The 17813-nt window shown below is 43.3% G+C and carries 17 protein-coding genes; 2 read left to right on the top strand and 15 right to left on the bottom strand.

Going from position 1 to position 17813, the window contains the following annotated elements; all coding sequences use genetic code 11:
• Positions 1-62: 62 nt before the first annotated feature.
• A complete protein-coding gene (locus DP120_RS15990; protein ID WP_112224647.1) occupies positions 63-743 on the bottom strand; it encodes a metal-dependent hydrolase in 681 nt (226 codons plus the stop codon).
• A 90-nt stretch (positions 744-833) separates the two neighbouring features.
• Here DP120_RS15990 and DP120_RS15985 point away from each other — a divergent pair, with 90 nt between their 5' ends.
• Positions 834-1931, top strand: coding sequence for a M24 family metallopeptidase (locus tag DP120_RS15985; RefSeq protein WP_112224646.1), 1098 nt, complete (start codon positions 834-836; stop codon positions 1929-1931).
• 80 nt (positions 1932-2011) lie between these two features.
• On the opposite strand, the gene ald is transcribed toward DP120_RS15985, so the two are convergent.
• Positions 2012-3127 carry an alanine dehydrogenase gene (gene ald / locus DP120_RS15980; protein WP_112224645.1) on the bottom strand — a complete coding sequence of 372 codons (1116 nt, stop codon included), beginning with the start codon at positions 3125-3127 and terminating at the stop codon, positions 2012-2014.
• 405 nt (positions 3128-3532) lie between these two features.
• On the opposite strand from ald, the gene DP120_RS15975 reads away from it, so the two are divergent.
• Entirely contained in the window at positions 3533-4027 is a 495-nt protein-coding gene (locus DP120_RS15975) for a universal stress protein (RefSeq protein ID WP_112224644.1), read from the top strand.
• Between the two features lie 59 nt (positions 4028-4086).
• Here DP120_RS15975 and cuyB read toward each other — a convergent pair whose 3' ends face one another.
• The 13 genes from cuyB to ezrA all read right to left on the bottom strand — a co-directional run bounded on the left by cuyB (position 4087) and on the right by ezrA (position 17702).
• Complete coding sequence (cuyB, locus tag DP120_RS15970) at positions 4087-4788, bottom strand: cysteate racemase (RefSeq protein WP_112224643.1); 702 nt, start codon at positions 4786-4788, stop codon at positions 4087-4089.
• Between the two features lie 3 nt (positions 4789-4791).
• Entirely contained in the window at positions 4792-5970 is a 1179-nt protein-coding gene (locus tag DP120_RS15965; protein WP_112224724.1) for a carboxylate--amine ligase, read from the bottom strand.
• 499 nt (positions 5971-6469) lie between these two features.
• The gene (locus DP120_RS15960; protein ID WP_112224642.1) at positions 6470-6889 is read right to left on the bottom strand and encodes a universal stress protein; all 420 of its coding nucleotides are present in this window, start codon (positions 6887-6889) and stop codon (positions 6470-6472) included.
• Between the two features lie 408 nt (positions 6890-7297).
• The gene (locus DP120_RS15955) at positions 7298-7483 is read right to left on the bottom strand and encodes a hypothetical protein (RefSeq protein ID WP_112224641.1); all 186 of its coding nucleotides are present in this window, start codon (positions 7481-7483) and stop codon (positions 7298-7300) included.
• A gap of 71 nt (positions 7484-7554) precedes the next feature.
• Complete coding sequence (locus DP120_RS15950) at positions 7555-8478, bottom strand: class I SAM-dependent methyltransferase (protein WP_112224640.1); 924 nt, start codon at positions 8476-8478, stop codon at positions 7555-7557.
• Positions 8479-8530: 52 nt separating this feature from the next.
• Complete coding sequence (tpx, locus tag DP120_RS15945; protein ID WP_112224639.1) at positions 8531-9037, bottom strand: thiol peroxidase; 507 nt, start codon at positions 9035-9037, stop codon at positions 8531-8533.
• A gap of 34 nt (positions 9038-9071) precedes the next feature.
• The gene (locus DP120_RS15940) at positions 9072-9650 is read right to left on the bottom strand and encodes an RDD family protein (protein WP_112224638.1); all 579 of its coding nucleotides are present in this window, start codon (positions 9648-9650) and stop codon (positions 9072-9074) included.
• A gap of 12 nt (positions 9651-9662) precedes the next feature.
• Complete coding sequence (sppA, locus tag DP120_RS15935) at positions 9663-10676, bottom strand: signal peptide peptidase SppA (RefSeq protein WP_112224637.1); 1014 nt, start codon at positions 10674-10676, stop codon at positions 9663-9665.
• A 54-nt stretch (positions 10677-10730) separates the two neighbouring features.
• Positions 10731-11666: an EamA family transporter RarD gene (rarD, locus tag DP120_RS15930; protein WP_112224636.1), complete on the bottom strand. Its 936-nt coding sequence runs from the start codon at positions 11664-11666 to the stop codon at positions 10731-10733.
• Between the two features lie 115 nt (positions 11667-11781).
• Positions 11782-13353 carry an acyl-CoA synthetase MbcS gene (gene mbcS, locus DP120_RS15925; RefSeq protein ID WP_112224635.1) on the bottom strand — a complete coding sequence of 524 codons (1572 nt, stop codon included), beginning with the start codon at positions 13351-13353 and terminating at the stop codon, positions 11782-11784.
• Positions 13354-13458: 105 nt separating this feature from the next.
• Positions 13459-14661 carry a tRNA uracil 4-sulfurtransferase ThiI gene (thiI, locus tag DP120_RS15920; protein ID WP_112224634.1) on the bottom strand — a complete coding sequence of 401 codons (1203 nt, stop codon included), beginning with the start codon at positions 14659-14661 and terminating at the stop codon, positions 13459-13461.
• Positions 14662-14665: 4 nt separating this feature from the next.
• Positions 14666-15769, bottom strand: coding sequence for a cysteine desulfurase family protein (locus tag DP120_RS15915; protein ID WP_112224723.1), 1104 nt, complete (start codon positions 15767-15769; stop codon positions 14666-14668).
• Between the two features lie 229 nt (positions 15770-15998).
• The gene (gene ezrA, locus DP120_RS15910; protein WP_112224633.1) at positions 15999-17702 is read right to left on the bottom strand and encodes a septation ring formation regulator EzrA; all 1704 of its coding nucleotides are present in this window, start codon (positions 17700-17702) and stop codon (positions 15999-16001) included.
• Between the last annotated feature and the right edge of the window lie 111 nt (positions 17703-17813).

Genomic DNA, 17813 nt, shown 5'->3' with positions numbered 1-17813 from the left:
GTGTACCATATTTCCTAATACAGAAACCCCCGAAGAATGATTGCTCTTCGGGGGTTTTTCGGTTAAATTTCGAATAGTTCTCCTGCTGCCAATACCTTAACATCTGAGCCTTTGACCAATTTTCTGAATTGCTCGGGGTCCTGTTTAATAGGCGGAAATGTATTGTAATGGATAGGCACTACAAGTTTCGCTTTCAAAAGCTCTGCCGCATAGGCTGCGTCATCTGGCCCCATGGTGAAGAAATCGCCGATTGGCAGGAACGCCACGTCAATATCGTTACGCTTGCCGATTAGTTCCATATCTCCAAACAATTCGGTATCTCCTGCATGATAAACCGTCTTTCCTTCAGCTTTAAAAAGGATTCCGGCAGGCATGCCGCCATAGATCACATCACCATCGTCTGTCGTATAAGACGAACTGTGGAATGCTTTTGTATACTTTACGGTTCCAAAATCGAATTCCTTCGAACCGCCCAGATTCATGCCGACCGTTTCAAGGCCGAAAGTTCCAAGGTAATTGGCCAGCTCGACAGGTGCAATAACCATGGAATCATTTTCTTTTGCGATTTCCAACGTGTCACCTACATGGTCATTATGTGCATGCGTAAGCAGAATCACGTCGGGCTTTTCTTTATCGGCCCTCAAATCCGTCAGCTTGTTGCCATTGATGAATGGATCGATCAATATCGTTTTGCCTCCAGTCATTATCTTGACGACTGAATGTCCGTGGTAAGAAATTTTCATGATATCCCTCCATTTAAGAATGCGTTCAGTTTCTAGCTGTCTTATACCCTTATCTTTGTTATGCTACACATATAGAGGAGGAATTCAACTATGAATAAAATCAGTAATTTGCAGGCTTATTTGAAGGATAACAATATCGATGCGGCATTCATCACCAATCCTGATAATGTATTTTATTTCACCGGATTCAAAAGCAATCCGCATGAACGCCTTCTCGGCGTAATGATCTTCAGTGAAGCTGAACCATTCCTTATCTGTCCTCAGATGGAAATTCCAGATGCTGAAAATGCCGGATGGACTGGAAAGATCGCCGGCCATACTGATACAGACAACGCGATGGAAATACTGTACCGAACCGCAAGTGAGACAGTTTCCTCAATCAAGACATTGGCGATTGAAAAATCACATATGATTGTGGAACGATATGATGCCGTCAACGAATTTTTCGGTTCTCCGAAAATCACAGGAATCGACGAAAAAACAAGCGCCATGCGCGTCATCAAAGATGCTGCAGAAATGGAAATCCTGCGGGAAGCAGCCTCGCTCGCAGATTATGCAATCGAAGTTGCTGCGAAAACAATCAAGGAAGGCATTACGGAAATCGAGGTCATGACAGAAGTAGAACTTGCCTTGAAAAAACGAGGTGTCACTCACATGTCATTTGACACGACCGTATTGACTGGAGACCATGCAGCTTCTCCTCACGGCAAAACCGGGGAGCGGAAATTGCAAAAGGGCGACCTCGTCCTATTTGATCTTGGAGTTGTCCACAAAGGCTATTGTTCAGATATCACCCGTACTTTGGCTCTTGGCGAACCTGGTGAAGAGCAGAAAAAGGTCTATGAGATCGTACTTGAAGCCGAACTTGCTGCACTTAATGCTGTTAAACCCGGTGTCACGGCAGCGGAGCTCGATGGCATTTCACGCGGCGTAATCGAGGAAGCGGGATATGGTGAATACTTCACCCATCGCCTTGGCCACGGCCTTGGCATTTCTGTCCATGAATTCCCTTCTCTTCATGGATCGAACGATATGAAAATGGAAGCAGGCATGGTCTTCACGATTGAACCCGGCATTTATGTACCCGGCAAAGTTGGTGTTAGAATCGAAGATGATCTTGCCGTAACCGAAGATGGTGTCGAAGTGTTAACGAAATATCCGAAAGAACTTCAAATTATCAATAATTAAAAAAAGCTGCGCCGGAATTTTATCCGGCGCAGTTTTTCATATTCAGGCAGTCTGTATAACAGCTGCAATCATTTATTCTTTTATGCCAAAAGTTCGTCGACTGATTTGTATTCGACACCTTGATCATCGGCAACCGCTTTATATGTCACATATCCATTAAGCGTATTTACACCTTTTTTCAAGGCTTCGTTTTCAAGGATTGCCTGTTTATAGCCTTTATTGGCGATTTGCACAGCATACGGAACAGTTACGTTCGTCAAACCGATTGTAGAAGTCCGCGGAACTGCTCCAGGCATATTTGCGACAGCGTAATGCACAACGTCGTGCTTGATGTAAGTCGGCTGGTCGTGAGTCGTGATGCGGTCGCTTGTTTCAAAAATACCGCCCTGGTCAATTGCGATGTCCACCACAACTGAGCCCGGTTTCATCGATTTGATCATGTCTTCTGTCACCAATTTAGGAGCTTTCGCGCCCGGAATCAAAACAGCACCGATAACAAGGTCCGCCTTTTCTACGGCATCTGCAATATTCAGCGGGTTTGAAATCATCGTCTGGACATCCTGTCCAAAAAGATCGTCCAATTGGCGCAGGCGATCCGGATTCAAATCGAGAATTGTAACATTTGCTCCCATACCGACAGCTACTTTGGCAGCATTCGTTCCTGCTACACCGCCGCCGATGACTGTAACTTTCCCGCGGGAAACTCCAGGAACACCACCAAGAAGGATTCCGCCACCGCCATGGATTTTTTCCAGGAATTGAGCACCGATCTGAGTTGACATTTTACCGGCAACTTCACTCATCGGTGTTAATAACGGCAATGAATTATTGGGCAGCTGCACTGTTTCGTAAGCGATTCCGATAACTTTCGAATCCAGCATCGCTTTTGTCAATTCCGGTTCCGGCGCCAAGTGCAAATAAGTGAACAAGATCATTCCCTCACGGAAATAGCCGTATTCAGAAGCAGTAGGCTCTTTGACCTTCATAATCATTTCCTGATTCCAAGCTTCTTCTGCTGTTGCTACAATACTTGCTCCCGCAGAAGTATAGTCTTCATCTGTAAAACCGGAACCTAGACCTGCTCCAGCCTGGATGAATACTTCGTGGCCGTATAATGATAAATTGACAACGCCCGATGGTGTCATTGCTACTCTGTTTTCGTTATTTTTCACTTCTGTTGGAACTCCAATACGCATGGTGAAACCCTCCATTAATCTTTATTAGGAAATATAGATCAGTAAATTTATACTTCAAAGCAAATCCATTCTATCAGATATTATTATACTTTGCCCAATTTTATTTACTTATTTTAGAAACTTTTCTTTTACCCTATATTCTAGGGATTAATTTTCCGGGTTTTGAAGGACGAATAAAATTTCCCTTTAAATATACTTATACTAATATAATTTCTGCCGCTAGATGTGACAGGAAAATCGCACCCCTAACACCTAATGGAATTGCTGACAGAGAAAATAGCCGACCTTGGAATGCAACACCGTTATCCATACTTTTGTCACAGTTTATCAGTGATTTTTCAAGAAAAAGAAGGAACTGGAACCACCTACAGCGAATTTCTTACAATAGATAGGAGGAATGTAGTCATGACATTAAAATATCAACAAATTCTTGTAGCGGTAGATGGTTCGAAGGAAGCCGAATGGGCTTTCAAAAAATCGGTTGGAATTGCAACACGCAATAACGCGACTTTGAATCTTGTCAATATCATTGATACAAGATCATTCGCAGCAATCGAAGCATATGACCGTTCAATCGCCGACAGAGCTCAGAAATTTGCTGAAGACCTTCTGGCCGACTACAAGAAAGAAGCTGTGGCCTCAGGAGTCCAGAACGTAAATATTGTAGTGGATTACGGTTCACCTAAAACAATGATTTCACGCGACCTTGCTACAAAAGTACATGCAGATCTCATCATCTGTGGCGCAACTGGCCTTAACGCAGTAGAGCGCTTCCTGATTGGCAGTGTATCTGAGCACATCGTCCGTTCAGCAACTTGCGATGTACTCGTAGTCCGTACTGACGATGCTCCGTCCGATTTGAAAGGCAGAGCCGAAGATAATCAAAATCCTACTGCTTAAAATTACTCAGTAAGTAAAAAGCCTTTTCCGATTCCCGGAAAAGGCTTTTTTTGTAGTATTTAATCAGCGAGTTCGTAGCCGCATGACAGGATGGCTGTTTCAGCCAGAACAATCAATGAATCGAGGTAGAACTCAGGCAGCTCCATTTCCTTTTTCACAATGGACAACTCCGTGCAGCCCAGTATGACTCGATCGCAACCTTGGTTTTCCATGTAATTGACAATATCACGCCAATTATCCCTATCGGCATTTTTGCCTGCTTTGATATTATCATAGATAACGGACATGACTTTTTCCTGAATCTCCTGGCTTGGCAGGACAGGTTCAAGTCCGTATTCATCGGCAGCATGCTGATAGACTTTGGAAGTGACAGTCCCGGTAGTAGCAAGAATGCCAACTTTTTTTGCTCCTTGTTCAGCTGCACGATTCATGGTTTCACGAATCATATGAATAACCGGAACAGGCGCCCCCTGTTGGAGTTCTTCATAGAAAGTATGCGCCGTATTGCAGGGGATAATGATAATTTCAGCACCAATTGATGAGAGTTTTTCCATATCGGCTACCATCACAGGCACCGGATCATCCTGGGACCGTCCCATGATAAAAGCTGTGCGGTCCGGTATCCGAGTATTATTGGTGATAATGGAGTTGACATGATCCTGATCTTTTGCAGCTTTTGTACGGCGCACGATCATTTCCCCTATAAACATTGTCGCCAGAGGACCTACACCGCCTACGATGCCAAGTGTCTTTTTTTCCATAGCTTAAGACAGACCTTTATTATTGAAGTATTTTTTGTATTTGCGATGATAATTTAAATTGTTCAACGATAACTTGAACCAACGCTTCGGATTGAAATCTTTTTTGTAAAACAGCGAGTTTGTCGCTTTGCCTTCTTTAATCAAACGTTTCGCTTCTTTTTTCAAGACTTCATTCTGGGCGTATTTAAAGAGGACCTTTTTAGGGATGATCAGCCACAGATGCTTGTCTTTCGCATAGACCAATTGCTGCGGTTTATTGAAAATATGATCATCTGCCACATATTTCATCAGGTTATGTCCGCTGGCAGTCACATAATAACTGCTTCGCCCGTTGCGCAGGTTAATTTCGAACAGTTTATAGGAATCATCGCGCGCATCATATTTCATATCAAAATTGGCAAAGCCGGTATATCCGATATCTTCCAGAAAAAAGCGCACTTTATCCATCAGCTTTTGGTCAAATGTATTAATGATTGCCGCGTAGCTTCCGATACCTTCCGGTGAGTGCTCTTCAAGAATAGGATTGCCAAGAGCCATCAATTTCACTTTTCCATCCTTGCCAACGTAAGCGTTCAAAACCCGCATAAATGAATCATCACCCGGGATGAATTCCTGGATTGTAAGATTGTCTTTATAGGATGAACTATAGATAGCTTCAAGAATCGCATCTTTTTCTGCTTTATCATGTGCCACGAAAACTTTCTTCTTCCCTGGGAATGAACAATTCCAGTAAGCAACTGAATTGGATGCTTTTATGATGATCGGATAAGAGAAATTGGGTGAGAAGTTTTTATAGTTTTCAAACGTGCAAAGATCCGTACGCGGATAGCTGAAGCCATACTGCTCACAGATCTCATAGAAATTCTCTTTCAGGACCAGGCGATCCATCAGCTTTTCATCGATATAGGGTACCGCAAAATAGGGTGTCAATTTGTCTCTATTGCGGATGATAAGTTTTGCGTAATCATCTCCGCAAGCCAGCAGCAACAGTTTCTTTCCTTTATTTTCTTCTGCAATTTTCAGGATTTCCGGCAAAAAAGTTTCTTCTTCATTTAAGTTTTCAATCACTCTTAAATGCAGGATGTCACTATTTTGGGTTGCAGAAAGATTGGACCTTCCCAATACAAGCGGTTTAATGCCGTAAGCTTCGTAAAAAGACCGGGCCATTCCATATGCGTTCATGTCAGAACCTAGCAGTACCGGTAAAAATTCGGGTTCTTTCTTATTTGCAGTCAAGTTTATCAGCTCTCTTTTAATTTATTATAGTCCTAGTCTAACATAATCAGGGACACCTTCACTGTTTAGAGGTATTCCCAGTTTCCATAAAACACCCGTCACAATCAGTTATTATACCATTTTCAAAGCGTTAAATAGAAACCCCAACCTTGAAAAATGAAAAATCCTTGTTTTCTTCTATGTAAAACAGGAAAAAGGACGGGATTTCTCCGTCCTTCTTCTATATCCTTTATACGCCAAATGGAAACTTAGGCATACCTGTTCTCAAGTTCTTTTCAATGATGATAGTTTCAGCTCAATCTATTTCTTCTTTCAGCTGAGCAACTTCATCTTCCAATTGTCCAATCCTGTGATGTATTTTATAAAAAATAGGGATATAAGCTATGACTACGATTATCATCCATATCATGAAGACACACTCCTTAATAAGCAAATTTCATCAATGTTATTTTACAATCAGAACCGGCATATCGACCTTGTTCAATACCGAACGGCTAACGCTCCCAAGCACCATTTCCTGCATTGGATTCAATCCTCTTTTCCCCATGATCAGGATGTCGAAATTCCGGTCGTTAGCGTATTCTGCAATAACGTGCGTAGGTACACCATAAATCATTTCCGCTTTATGAAAAATCATTTCCTTTTCAAGCAATTCTATTATAGGCTGTATTTTTTTCTGGCGGGCCAATTCAATTTCAGCTGAAGCTTTGCGATGTATTTCCTCGCTCCCAGCTTCATTATGATCGATAACATAAATAATCGTAACTTCTGCCCCTTTCACCATTGAAGCCAGCTTTACCGCTTCTTTGGCAGCGCGAAATGAATTTTCAGAGCCGTCTGCTGCTATTAACATCGTTCGGTACATAGTTTCCACTCCTTCGAATGGTGATTGGTGTTTAATTCCTTAATAAATAATTCTATAAAAATACGCTTAACCCTTTAATATATGAATGAAAAACTGCAAAATAAATAAAAAAATGCGGACCTGGTGAGGTCCGCATTTTTTTGGATTTGCTTTTTTCTTGTCCAGACTCCAGCCGCCCAGCTCTTCGGGTCATAAGTCAGCCTAGCTGCGTGGCTAATCGCCACTTCGCTATTCTGTCTTATGCCTTTCAGAGCTTAACGGGCGCTGTCGCTTTTCTGCTGTCCAGACTCCAGCCGCCCAGCTCTTCGGGTCATAAGCCACTAAAGTGCTCCTGCATCGCTGCGCTGCTTCGTCGCAAAGAGAGGGCCCCAAAATTTTCGAGGCCCTCTCTCGCTGTCGCTTTTCTAATTACACGCCCATCTTACGTCGTGTATTATTAACTTTCTTCGTTTGCTGGCTCTTCATCTTTTTCGTTTCCATAGATGCGCTGCCGCTTCCTTTTTTACCGGAAGCCTGGTTTTTCTTAGCTTCAAGCTGGCGCTTTACAGCTTCCTGCAAACTGACTTTTTTTGGTGTTTCATTGGACTCACTCACGTGTCATCCCTCTTTTCAATTGGACTGATGCAATATTTCTGCTATTTACAGTATAGCATATTTTCACTATTTCATTCTTTATTTTCTTTAAACCAGTTATTGACTTGTGTAAAGAATTTTGCCATCGAGTCCGGCTTAGACATATTCGGGACTCTTGCCAATAACACTTCTCTTGGCGCTTTAACGCCTTCTTTTTTCTTCTGCAGGACAAGAATTCCTTTTGCATGGGAAGAATTTTTAAAGAGTGTCTCTGGCAATTCCATAACTGCCTGTATATCGGCCGTTTTCTTCAAATAATTATGCAGCTGGCCGGCCATCGGCGACTCAAATAATGCTTTTGGCACGATAAAGAACAGATAACCGCCATCTGCCGTGTGTTTCAAGGATTGTTCGATAAAAAGGTGATGAGCGTAAGACATCCCTTCTTCAGCCTTCAGTTCATATGTTGCAGCATTCTCATCATTAGGATAATACCCAACCGGCAAATCAGACACCACTGCATCAACCGGATCTATCATCAATGGCTGCAATGCATCCTGGAGATAAAGGGTCACTGGCTGCTGGACGAGATTCCCTGTGTTGGATGCAAGCTTGATGAGGAGATCGTCAATTTCCACTCCGGCACCCACCAACTTGCCATCCAGATAATTCATGACAGTCAATATTAAATTGCCAGTTCCGACAGCTGGATCCAAAATGGTCGCCTGGTCTTTCTTCACGAATAATTCCACAAGGTAACCCATCAGCAATCCAAGTGCATCAGGCGTCATCTGATGATGCGGCTGAATATGTTCTTTCATACCTTTCAAAACCGCCAGCTGAATCGCTTTGCGAATATCTTCCTTGCCTGCTTCTTCCTCAGGTTGAATTAAACCATCCAGCCATTTCTCCGTAGTGGTCAGCAAGCTTTCCAGATAGGAATTCTCCTGCTCCTTCTGAATTTCAGAAGTGTGCTTATCGATAAAATTAAATACATTTTCCATTGCTGAATTCATTAGTTCTCCGTCCTCAATAAGGAAACCCACTCATATGAGTGGGTTCCAAGTATTATTTTGTCAGTTCTTTTACTGCTTCAATCGCTTTATCGTAATCCGGATGATTCGTTCCCTCAGGAACATATTCCACATAAGTCACTTTATCGTTTTCATCCACTACAAAGATGGAACGGGCCAGCAAACGCAGTTCCTGCATCGTTACTCCGAACGCTTCACCGAAAGAAAGATCACGGTGATCGGAAAGAGTAGTGAGATTTTTGGCTTCATTGACTTCAACCCAGCGTTTTTGTGCGAAAGGCAAATCACATGTTACATAGTAGATTGCAACTTCGTCTCCCAGTGATGAAGCTTCTTCGCTGAAACGTTTCGCCTGATCTGAACAAACACTTGTATCCAAGGATGGTGACACTGTGAACAATCTGACTTTACCTGCTGTATCCTGGGCAGTCACAGGGTTCAAGTCATTATCAAGTACTGTGAAATTCGGGATTTGGTCTCCAACTTTGACTTCTTTGTTTGGTAAGGTAACAGGATTTTCATGAAATGTAACTTGTACCATTCAAACGCCTCCCTTTCAGATTACTATCATCATACTAAAAGGCGCTCTCTTCTTGCAACCCAGACCCATTACTCGAGACTTTCTGCATCATCTTGCGTTTTCGGTAGGATTGTTCATGCACCACAGTCGTATCAGCAAAGAAATCATGGACTCCCTGTTTCAACGATGTAAACCCGACGATGAAATAAAGAGGAAGAATGGTAACTGATATGAATCTACCGATCCATTCCCGGAACAGCAAGGTACCCCAGTCGAGTGAATCCTTCTTTAGAGATACTACTCTGATCCCGAAAATCATCTTGCCGATTGTCTGACCAAAAAATTTCGTCATTAACACAAAATACGTGTAAAACAGAATTGCCGACAAAATAGCAAAAGGCGCATACCAATTGGACGATTGCATGGAAAGGCCGAGAAGCGCAAATACCGGTTTCAATAGAATGGATGTAACAGCCGAAATAACAAGGAGATCGATCAGATAAGCCCAGAAACGGATCCAGAAACCGGCAGGCTTGCGTTCATAGAACAACACTTCTTCATATTGCCTTTGACCTGCTTGAGGAATCCCGTCATTAATATGTGCCGGTTTTTCAGAATTAATATTGTCTGCCATAATCGCCCCTCCTTATTTATCACCATACAGATACATCATGCGAGGTGAACTGTATTCAGTCATCAGCTTCGCCAGCATCTGAGTTTCGATATCGTTTCCGAACAGCGATTGAACTTTCACATTAAGCAAAGAAGCCCAGCTTTGAGATACTCCATATTTGAAAACTTGAGCATCCGCTAAATCGAAATCATTCCGCAATCCTGCAATTACATCTTCTTCATAGCCAAAGTCATCAGCAAGATTCGCTTCCACCGCCTGGCGTCCGTTCATAATGCGTCCGTCGGCAACAGCGCGGACTTCTTCTTCCGGCATATCACGGCCTTCAACTATGATATCCACGAAGCTTTGATACGAATCATCCAGCATTTCCTGCAACAGTTCGCGTTCTTCATTAGTCATATCACGTGTTGGACTCATGATGTCCTTATATGGACCGGATTTGATCGTTACAAAATCCACACCATACCGTTCAGCAAGCTCACCGTAATTGACACTTTGCATGATGACACCAATCGAACCGGTCAGTGTTTCTTTATTTACAAAAATTTTATCGGCCGGTGCAGCGATGTAATATCCGCCTGAAGCTGCCATCGCTTCCATAGATACATAAAATGGTTTCCCGGTTTCTTCCTGGATTTCTGTGATTTTGTCATAGATTTCAGCTGACTCCACCACACCGCCTCCTGGTGAATTGATTTTCAGCATAACTGCCTTGATGCTGTCATCTTCTTTGATTTGTTCCAGCTGTCCCATAAAAAATTCATGGTTGTAGCCGGCAGTTCCAAATAGCGGAGAAGCCTCTCCTGTATCCTGAATGGCACCATCAACTTCCAATACAGCAATGCGCGAATTGGCACTGCCCTGTTCGATGACCGTTTCTTCAAATTTATTTGTCTCAGTCGCCATCAGTTCATCAAAATCGCTGGCAAAATCACTTTGGAACAACGTAAATACTGAATTGACCAGTAAAGACACCACTAGTACCGCAGCAGCAACAACAAGCGCGATCCACCTTTTTGAATTCATAAAAATTCCTCCTTTATTTCTCTGGTAAATATACGTTTGAATCTCAGAAATGTTTCATTGTTTTTTACTGTAGGCAATCGGATTCCGAACTTTTTCCCGCCGGATTTTTCGAGCTTCCGACACTTTGGATGCTGTGAATAAAATCAGCGCCACCCAAATGAATGAAAAAGAAATTAAACTGGTCCGGTTGAATTCTTCTCCGTACATTAATACGCCAATAATAAGCATCATCGTCGGAGCAATATACTGCAGGAACCCGATCATGTACATCGGGATCAAAGGTGCTCCAGTTGCAAACAGGACCAATGGCAAGGCAGTGACGGCTCCACTCAAAATCAGTAATCCATCCGTTTCAATGTTCACCGTGGTAAAAGCGGCTCTATCGATTGCGAATAAGTAAATATAAAATGCGGTTGCCACAGGCAGCACGAACAATGTTTCCAGTGCCAGTCCTCGGAGTGCATTCAGTTTGATGGTTTTTTTGATCAGACCATAAAAAGCGAAACTGAACGCCATTCCCAGCGCCATCCAAGGAAATGCGCCATAGGAAATGGTGAGAATCCCAACACCGATAGCCGCCAGGATAAAGGCGATTTTAATGGCCGGCGTCAATTTTTCTTTCAGGAAGAAAACACCCAGCAGCATCGACACCAATGGATTGATATAGTAAGCCATGCTGGTTTCCACAATCCGGTCATTGGTTACAGCGAATATGTAAAGGAACCAGTTCAGTGTTATCAAATAAGAAGCAAGCATCAATGTAAAAAAAGCTTTTTTTGATCTCCAAAGGCTTTTAAGGTCGGCAAAAAGTTGTTTATGACCGCCTATCAGAAAGATGAAAGCCACAGTTACCCAGAATGCCCAAAAAATTCGCGCTGCCAGGATTTCATCACTCGGAACATGCCCAAGCTGCTTCCAATAGATCGGAAGGACTCCCCACATCGCGTATGTCAAAATCGTATAGATAATTCCTTTTTTCTCATCAGCCATTTATATTTATCACCATTCTTAATTTATTTTCAATATCGAAATATTATTCAATTATAGGCTTCAAGCTGAGCTAAGGCAATAAAAAAAGCAGCAGGATTGTTCCCGCTGCCTCGCTTTACTTATTCATTTCCTTTTGGCGCAGTTCAACACGGCGAATCTTTCCAGACGCGGTTTTCGGCAATTCTTCCAAAAACTCTACAGATCTTGGGTATTTATACGGAGCTGTCAATTCCTTGACATGGTTCTGCAATTCCATCACCAGCTCTTCTGAAGGCTCTGCCCCTTCAACCAAAACTACGAAAGCTTTTACTACAGTGCCGCGAATTTCATCCGGCGAACCGACTACAGCACATTCCTGTACTTTAGGATGTTTCACCAATGCGTCTTCGACTTCAAACGGTCCGATTGTGTAGCCTGAAGATATAATAATGTCATCTCCCCGGCCTTCAAACCAGAAATAACCATCGTCATCTTTTGAAGCTTTATCTCCTGTGACATAATAATCTCCGCGGAATTGCATTTTTGTCCGTTCATCATCATTGAAATACCCTTTGAACAAAGCCGGCGTTTCGGCATGGACCGCAATATCTCCGACTTCCCCTGACGGACATGGATTTCCGAATTCATCGATGATTTCCACTTTATTGCCCGGCGTAGGCTTGCCCATCGAGCCGATTCGGATTTCCATTCCTTTCATCACACCGACAAGCAGTGTATTTTCAGTCTGTCCGTAGCCATCTCTGACTTCCAGCCCGAAATGTTCCTTGAATACATTGATGACTTCTGCATTCAACGGCTCCCCTGCAGACACGGCGCTGTGAAGTGATGATAAATCGAAATCAGCAAGATTTTTCTGCTTCGCCATTAAGCGGTACTCTGTTGGTGTACAGCAAAGCACGTTGATTTTTTGTCTTTCGAGAATCTGCAAATACGTTTCTGGATCGAACTTCCCGTTATAAACATATCCGGTAGCTCCACTGCCCAAAGTAGCCAGGAAAGGACTCCAGATCCATTTTTGCCAACCTGGGCTGGCGGTTGCCCAGACAAGATCGCCTTCCTTGGCCCCAAGCCAGTGCTCGGCGGAAGTGCGAAGGTGAGCATAGGCCCATCCATGGCTGTGCACTGCACCTTTAGGGTTGCCGGTAGTGCCTGATGTATAGGATAAAAAAGCCATATCGTCATTATGTGTTGCCGCTTTTTCGTACTTGTCAGAAGCATTTTCCATTTCCTGTGTCAATGAAATCCAGGAATCGACCGAATTGCCGATGACGAATTTCACCGTCTGGTCCATTTCAGGGACTTCACTGAATTGGTCCATGAACGGTTCATAAGCGACCACAGCTTTTGCGGCACTATGGTTCAGTCTGTAGGAAATATCTTTTGCCCGCAGCATTTCTGAACTTGGTATAACTATCAGCCCGGCTTTCAACGCGCCAATATATGTAATATATGCTTCTATCAGTCTCGGTACCATGACAAGCACCACATCACCTTTGTTAAGGCCAGCCTTCTCAAAACTGTTGGCCGCTTTATTGGCCGCTGCCATTAATTCATCATAGGTGAATTCTCGGGACTCGCCTTTGTCATTTTCCCAGACAAGTGCCATTTTTCCGCTTCCGTCTGCAAACTTTTCAATTTCATCCACTAAATTATAATTTCTTGGTGCCAATAATGTTTCCCGGTTCATGTTGATACCCCCTTGAACAATTTGCTTATACGGTTATTATTGTACCGCAATAATTTTATTATTCAAAATAATTAACCAAAAATAAAAGGCTGCACGCGGCAGCCTTTAAAGAATATCTTCAAATTCATCTTTTTTCGGTCTCGGGAATTTAATAATTTCGCGTTCATCCACTGCTTCCTGGATCAACTCTTCGAAAGCCACAAATCCTTCGTAATATTCCACTTTATCCAGCTTCGGTTTTGTTTTCGGATTTGCCGGTGTGAAAATGGTACAGCAATCTTCATATGGCCGGATCGAAATATCGTGTGTACCGATTTGCATGGCTGTTTCAATGATTTCCAGCTTATCTGATGAAATCAGCGGACGCAGAACCGGTGTATTTGTAACAGCATTGATCGCGTATAGGCTCTCGAGCGTCTGGCTTGCAACTTGCCCCAGGCTCTCACCGGTTATGATCGCTTTTGAATCCGTAGCTTCAAGTACTTTATCGGCAACGCGCATCATCATGCGGCGGGTTGAGGTCATGGTGATATTGTCAGGCACTTGTTTATGGACTTCCTGCTGAAGCTTTGTAAACGGAATGATATGCAGATTTACGGAAGATCCGAATTCACTCAGCTTCTCAGCCAGATCAAACACTTTTTCTTTTGCTCGTTCATTTGTGAATGGAGGGCTGAAGAAATGGATCAATTCCAGACGGACACCCCTTTTCAGCATATGATAGCCGGCAACCGGACTGTCAAGTCCACCCGACAGCATAAGCAAAGCTTTGCCGCCGGCTCCAATAGGCAAACCGCCTGCACCTTTAATCACTTCTGCAGTCATATATGCTGCTTTGTCACGGATTTCCACTTTCAACTCGATATCCGGATTCTTCATTTGAACGGAAAGTTCAGGATATGCCCGCAGTACATGCGACCCGATGCCATGGAGAATTTCCGGCTTTTGGAGTTCGAAGTCTTTATTTGCCCTTCTAACTGAAACTTTAAAGCTTTTCCCTTGCAACTCCATTTTGCCGACCAAAGCAACCGCAGCCGTTTGCATCTCCTCAAGCGACAATTCTGTTTCAGTGACAGGACTGAATGACTGGATGCCGAAAACTTTGGGCAATCTTGCAATCACTTTTTCCATATCTTCTTCGCTGTCTGAATTGATGAACATGCGGTCGCGTTCCGCTTTGATCTGCAGTTTTCCAAGATCGCTGAATGTATGATGGATATTATCCCGCAGACGGCCGATGAATGAACTTCTGTTTTTCCCTTTTGTTGATAGCTCGCCGTATCTGACGAGTATTTGATTAGTCTTCATTGTGTTAAACTCCTTTGATAATCCCGTGGACCTTTTTGAATGCCTGCTGAAAATCAGTGATGTCCTGCTGGTTTGTAAATGCACCAAAACTGATGCGTATTACGCCATCTCTATATGCAGGCGATATATTCAAAGCTTCTATTACATGGCTTGTTTTTTTATTTTTTGATGAACAGGCACTCGATGTGGAAACGATAATTGACTCTTCCTGGAGCCCTGATACCAGAATTTCCCCTTTAACACCTTTCATCGCAACGGATAATATGTGTGATGCAGCGTTTTCCGGGCTGATGACCATAATATCATCAAAAGAGCTGAAAAACTCCCTTAATGTTTTATTCCACTCAGTGAACTCAGGGTTTGGCTGGGTTATCCGGAGAGTTTTAGCCATTGCCGCTGCTAGAGGCACTGGAACTGTGCCGCTCCGGTAGCCTGATTCCTGTCCGCCGCCCACTATAATCGCTTCAGGCTGAACAGAGTTGAATGCCAGAATGCCGCTGCCTTTCAATCCGTGCAATTTATGAGCTGACAGAGTCAGCAAGTCCGGCATATAAGCAGGATCCAAAGGAAGCTTGCCTATGCTTTGGACCGCATCCGTGTGAAGGAAAGTTCGTGTTCCGTTCAGGATTTTTTTGACTTCTGCAATCGGATTAACGGCTCCGGTTTCATTGTTTACATGCATCAGCGTTACGAGAATCGTATCGTCTCTCAGCTTGTTCTTCAGATCTTCCAACTCGATGTGCCCTGAATTGTTGATGGGCAGCCTCGTAATTTCAAAACCTCTTCTTTCAAGTTCGTCCAGTGATTTCAATACGGAAGCGTGTTCGCTGTTTGACGAAATGATATGGCGTCCACGATGTGCATAAGCTTCTGCTGTCCCGACAATTGCCATATTATTCGATTCTGTGCCGCCGGATGTGAAAACAATATGGTCCATATGCAAAATTTGCGCAATTTGTTTGCGCGCCGATTCAAGCAGATTTTCAGCATCATTGCCTATTTTATGAAGTGAAGCAGGATTTCCATAATAATGCTCACTGGCTTTCATGAAAGTTTCCAGTACTTCTTTTTTGGGTTTGGTAGTTGCACTGTTATCCAAATAAATCACATGATCACCTCCGAAAAGAAAACCACCAGCATGGGGGCTGGTGGTTTTAATTTTTTTGTTGGCACTGTTTCGCAGTGTTAAGTAACGGGCGCTTTTGCTTTTCTTTGTCCAGACTCCAACGGCCAACTCCTCGAGTCGTAAGCCACTTTGGCTGTGCGGCTGAAAAGACGCCGCTTCGCCAAATCGTCTTACGCTTGTCGGAGCTGAGCGGCCGTTTCCGCTTTTCTTTCTAGACTCTCCAAGCACTTTCTTTGCCAAGCACTTCAATCCGCTTCATGGATCCGGGTTCGAAGTTTTCGACTGCGGTCGCAGCTTCTTCAAGCGCTTTTGTGTAACGGAGCTGTCGGAATGATTCCTCGGCTTCCATTAACTTCTGGTTCATCTGAGGATTTGTTTTACGGTAACGGTTTCCGTATTGGATAATGCGCTCGATCAGTTGAACATTTTCAACCATCTCAACCGCTTTTTCCTCTACTTCTTCAATCGACCGCTCGGCTTTCACCAAGTAATTATCCACTAACTTCATGTTTAAAGGAACTTCCTGCAAACCTTGCATTGCTACAAACAGATTTTCTTCTGCTTCTTCGAGTCTGACATCCATTTCTTCAGGGATGCCCGGCGTGTTAGCTTTATGAAGCATCCTGTCGGTTTCCTGCAGCTTTCTTTTCAGAACTTCGAGCCTTGCACGGGCTTTATGTTCATCTGTCCGCAAGCTTTTCAGTGATTCTGAAAAACTGTTTTGGGTCGAATTGACACTTTCAAGTTCGGCACGGATTTCACTCAACTCCTGCTGAAGGCTTGAATAGGCGGATTGGTCTTCATTTGTCCGGGATTCGAGCAAATCAAAACGTTTTTGCAATTCTTCAAGAGTTTCCAGGCAAGTTTTAGGGATTTTCGCGTCTTGCTCCGGTATTTTATAACTTTGTTGCACTACCGCGCATTCATCAGACATTTCCCGTGTATCGGCAGTCACTTTTTCAAGTGTCTCAGCAGTTTCATCTTTATGCTGATCTACATAATGCTTGGCTTCCACTTCATTTTCCAGAAGTTCATAATAGGAATCCACTTTTGCTTTCATGTCTTCCACTGCATTTTTCGGTTCTTCAATATTTAAATTGATCACCTGTTCTTTTGCAGCAGCGAGATCGATTTCCATTGCATCCAGCTGTTTGGTAATCTCCAGGTGCTCCAGATAATAGCTTTGTGACTCCATCTCCCTAATTCCATTGCGGAGTTCATTTATATAGGAAGGGATTTTTGATTGGATATCTGCAAGCAGGGGTGGGATGACTTCAATCAACCGGAAGATATGCTTGCCTTCACCAGATAAGCTGATGACGATTTCACGGGCTTTCAAATAATTCCCTTCGGACGTCAACTGATCATATTCTTCGAATAACGGCGTGAACGTTTCAAGCTTTTTCTCAAGCGGACCGGCAGCGGCACCATATGAATGCTGGTGGGCCAACAAGCTTTTTCTTGCTTGTCTGTATTGGTCTCTGAGGAGATCCATTTCACTGCGGTTCTTTTCGTCACTGCCGATCAGTTCTTCCAGCTCAATCAGAATCTCGTTCATCTGGCGGTCGACCTGATCGATTTTTTCCTCCGCTTTGTTCTCGAAGGCAGTCGCTTTCCCGAAGTTGAAACGGTCCACTGCATCTTCTGCATCGAAAAGCATGCCGTCAATCTGCGGAATATGTACATCCATCACTTCAGTCCATGTGGCGCGCCAGCGTTCAAACATTTCCTCAGTCTGGCCGTTCATGTTAAGTTGTTTCACTTTTGTCAGTTCTTCCAATATCGGTTTATTTTGTATTTGCAGTTTTAACTGTTCTAAGCGTTCAATTTCCGCGTGATGCTTCTTACGAAACATAAAGCCGACGATAATTACCGCTAATAGAATGATGACCGCAATGATGATATACTTCACCATAAGTCATATAGCCCCCTGTTCAAAATCACATTTCCAGCTCTATGTAATTGAAATATCTAGATTCTCCTATTTTAACATGTAATTTGTGCTTGTGTTCGCGAAAATTGAATA

Origin of the sequence: Planococcus halotolerans, assembly GCF_003289955.1 — a bacterium.
Classification (GTDB): Bacteria; Bacillota; Bacilli; order Bacillales_A; family Planococcaceae; genus Planococcus; species Planococcus halotolerans.
Note: the sequence above shows the minus strand (reverse complement) of the source record. Positions and strands in the feature narration are given on the sequence as shown.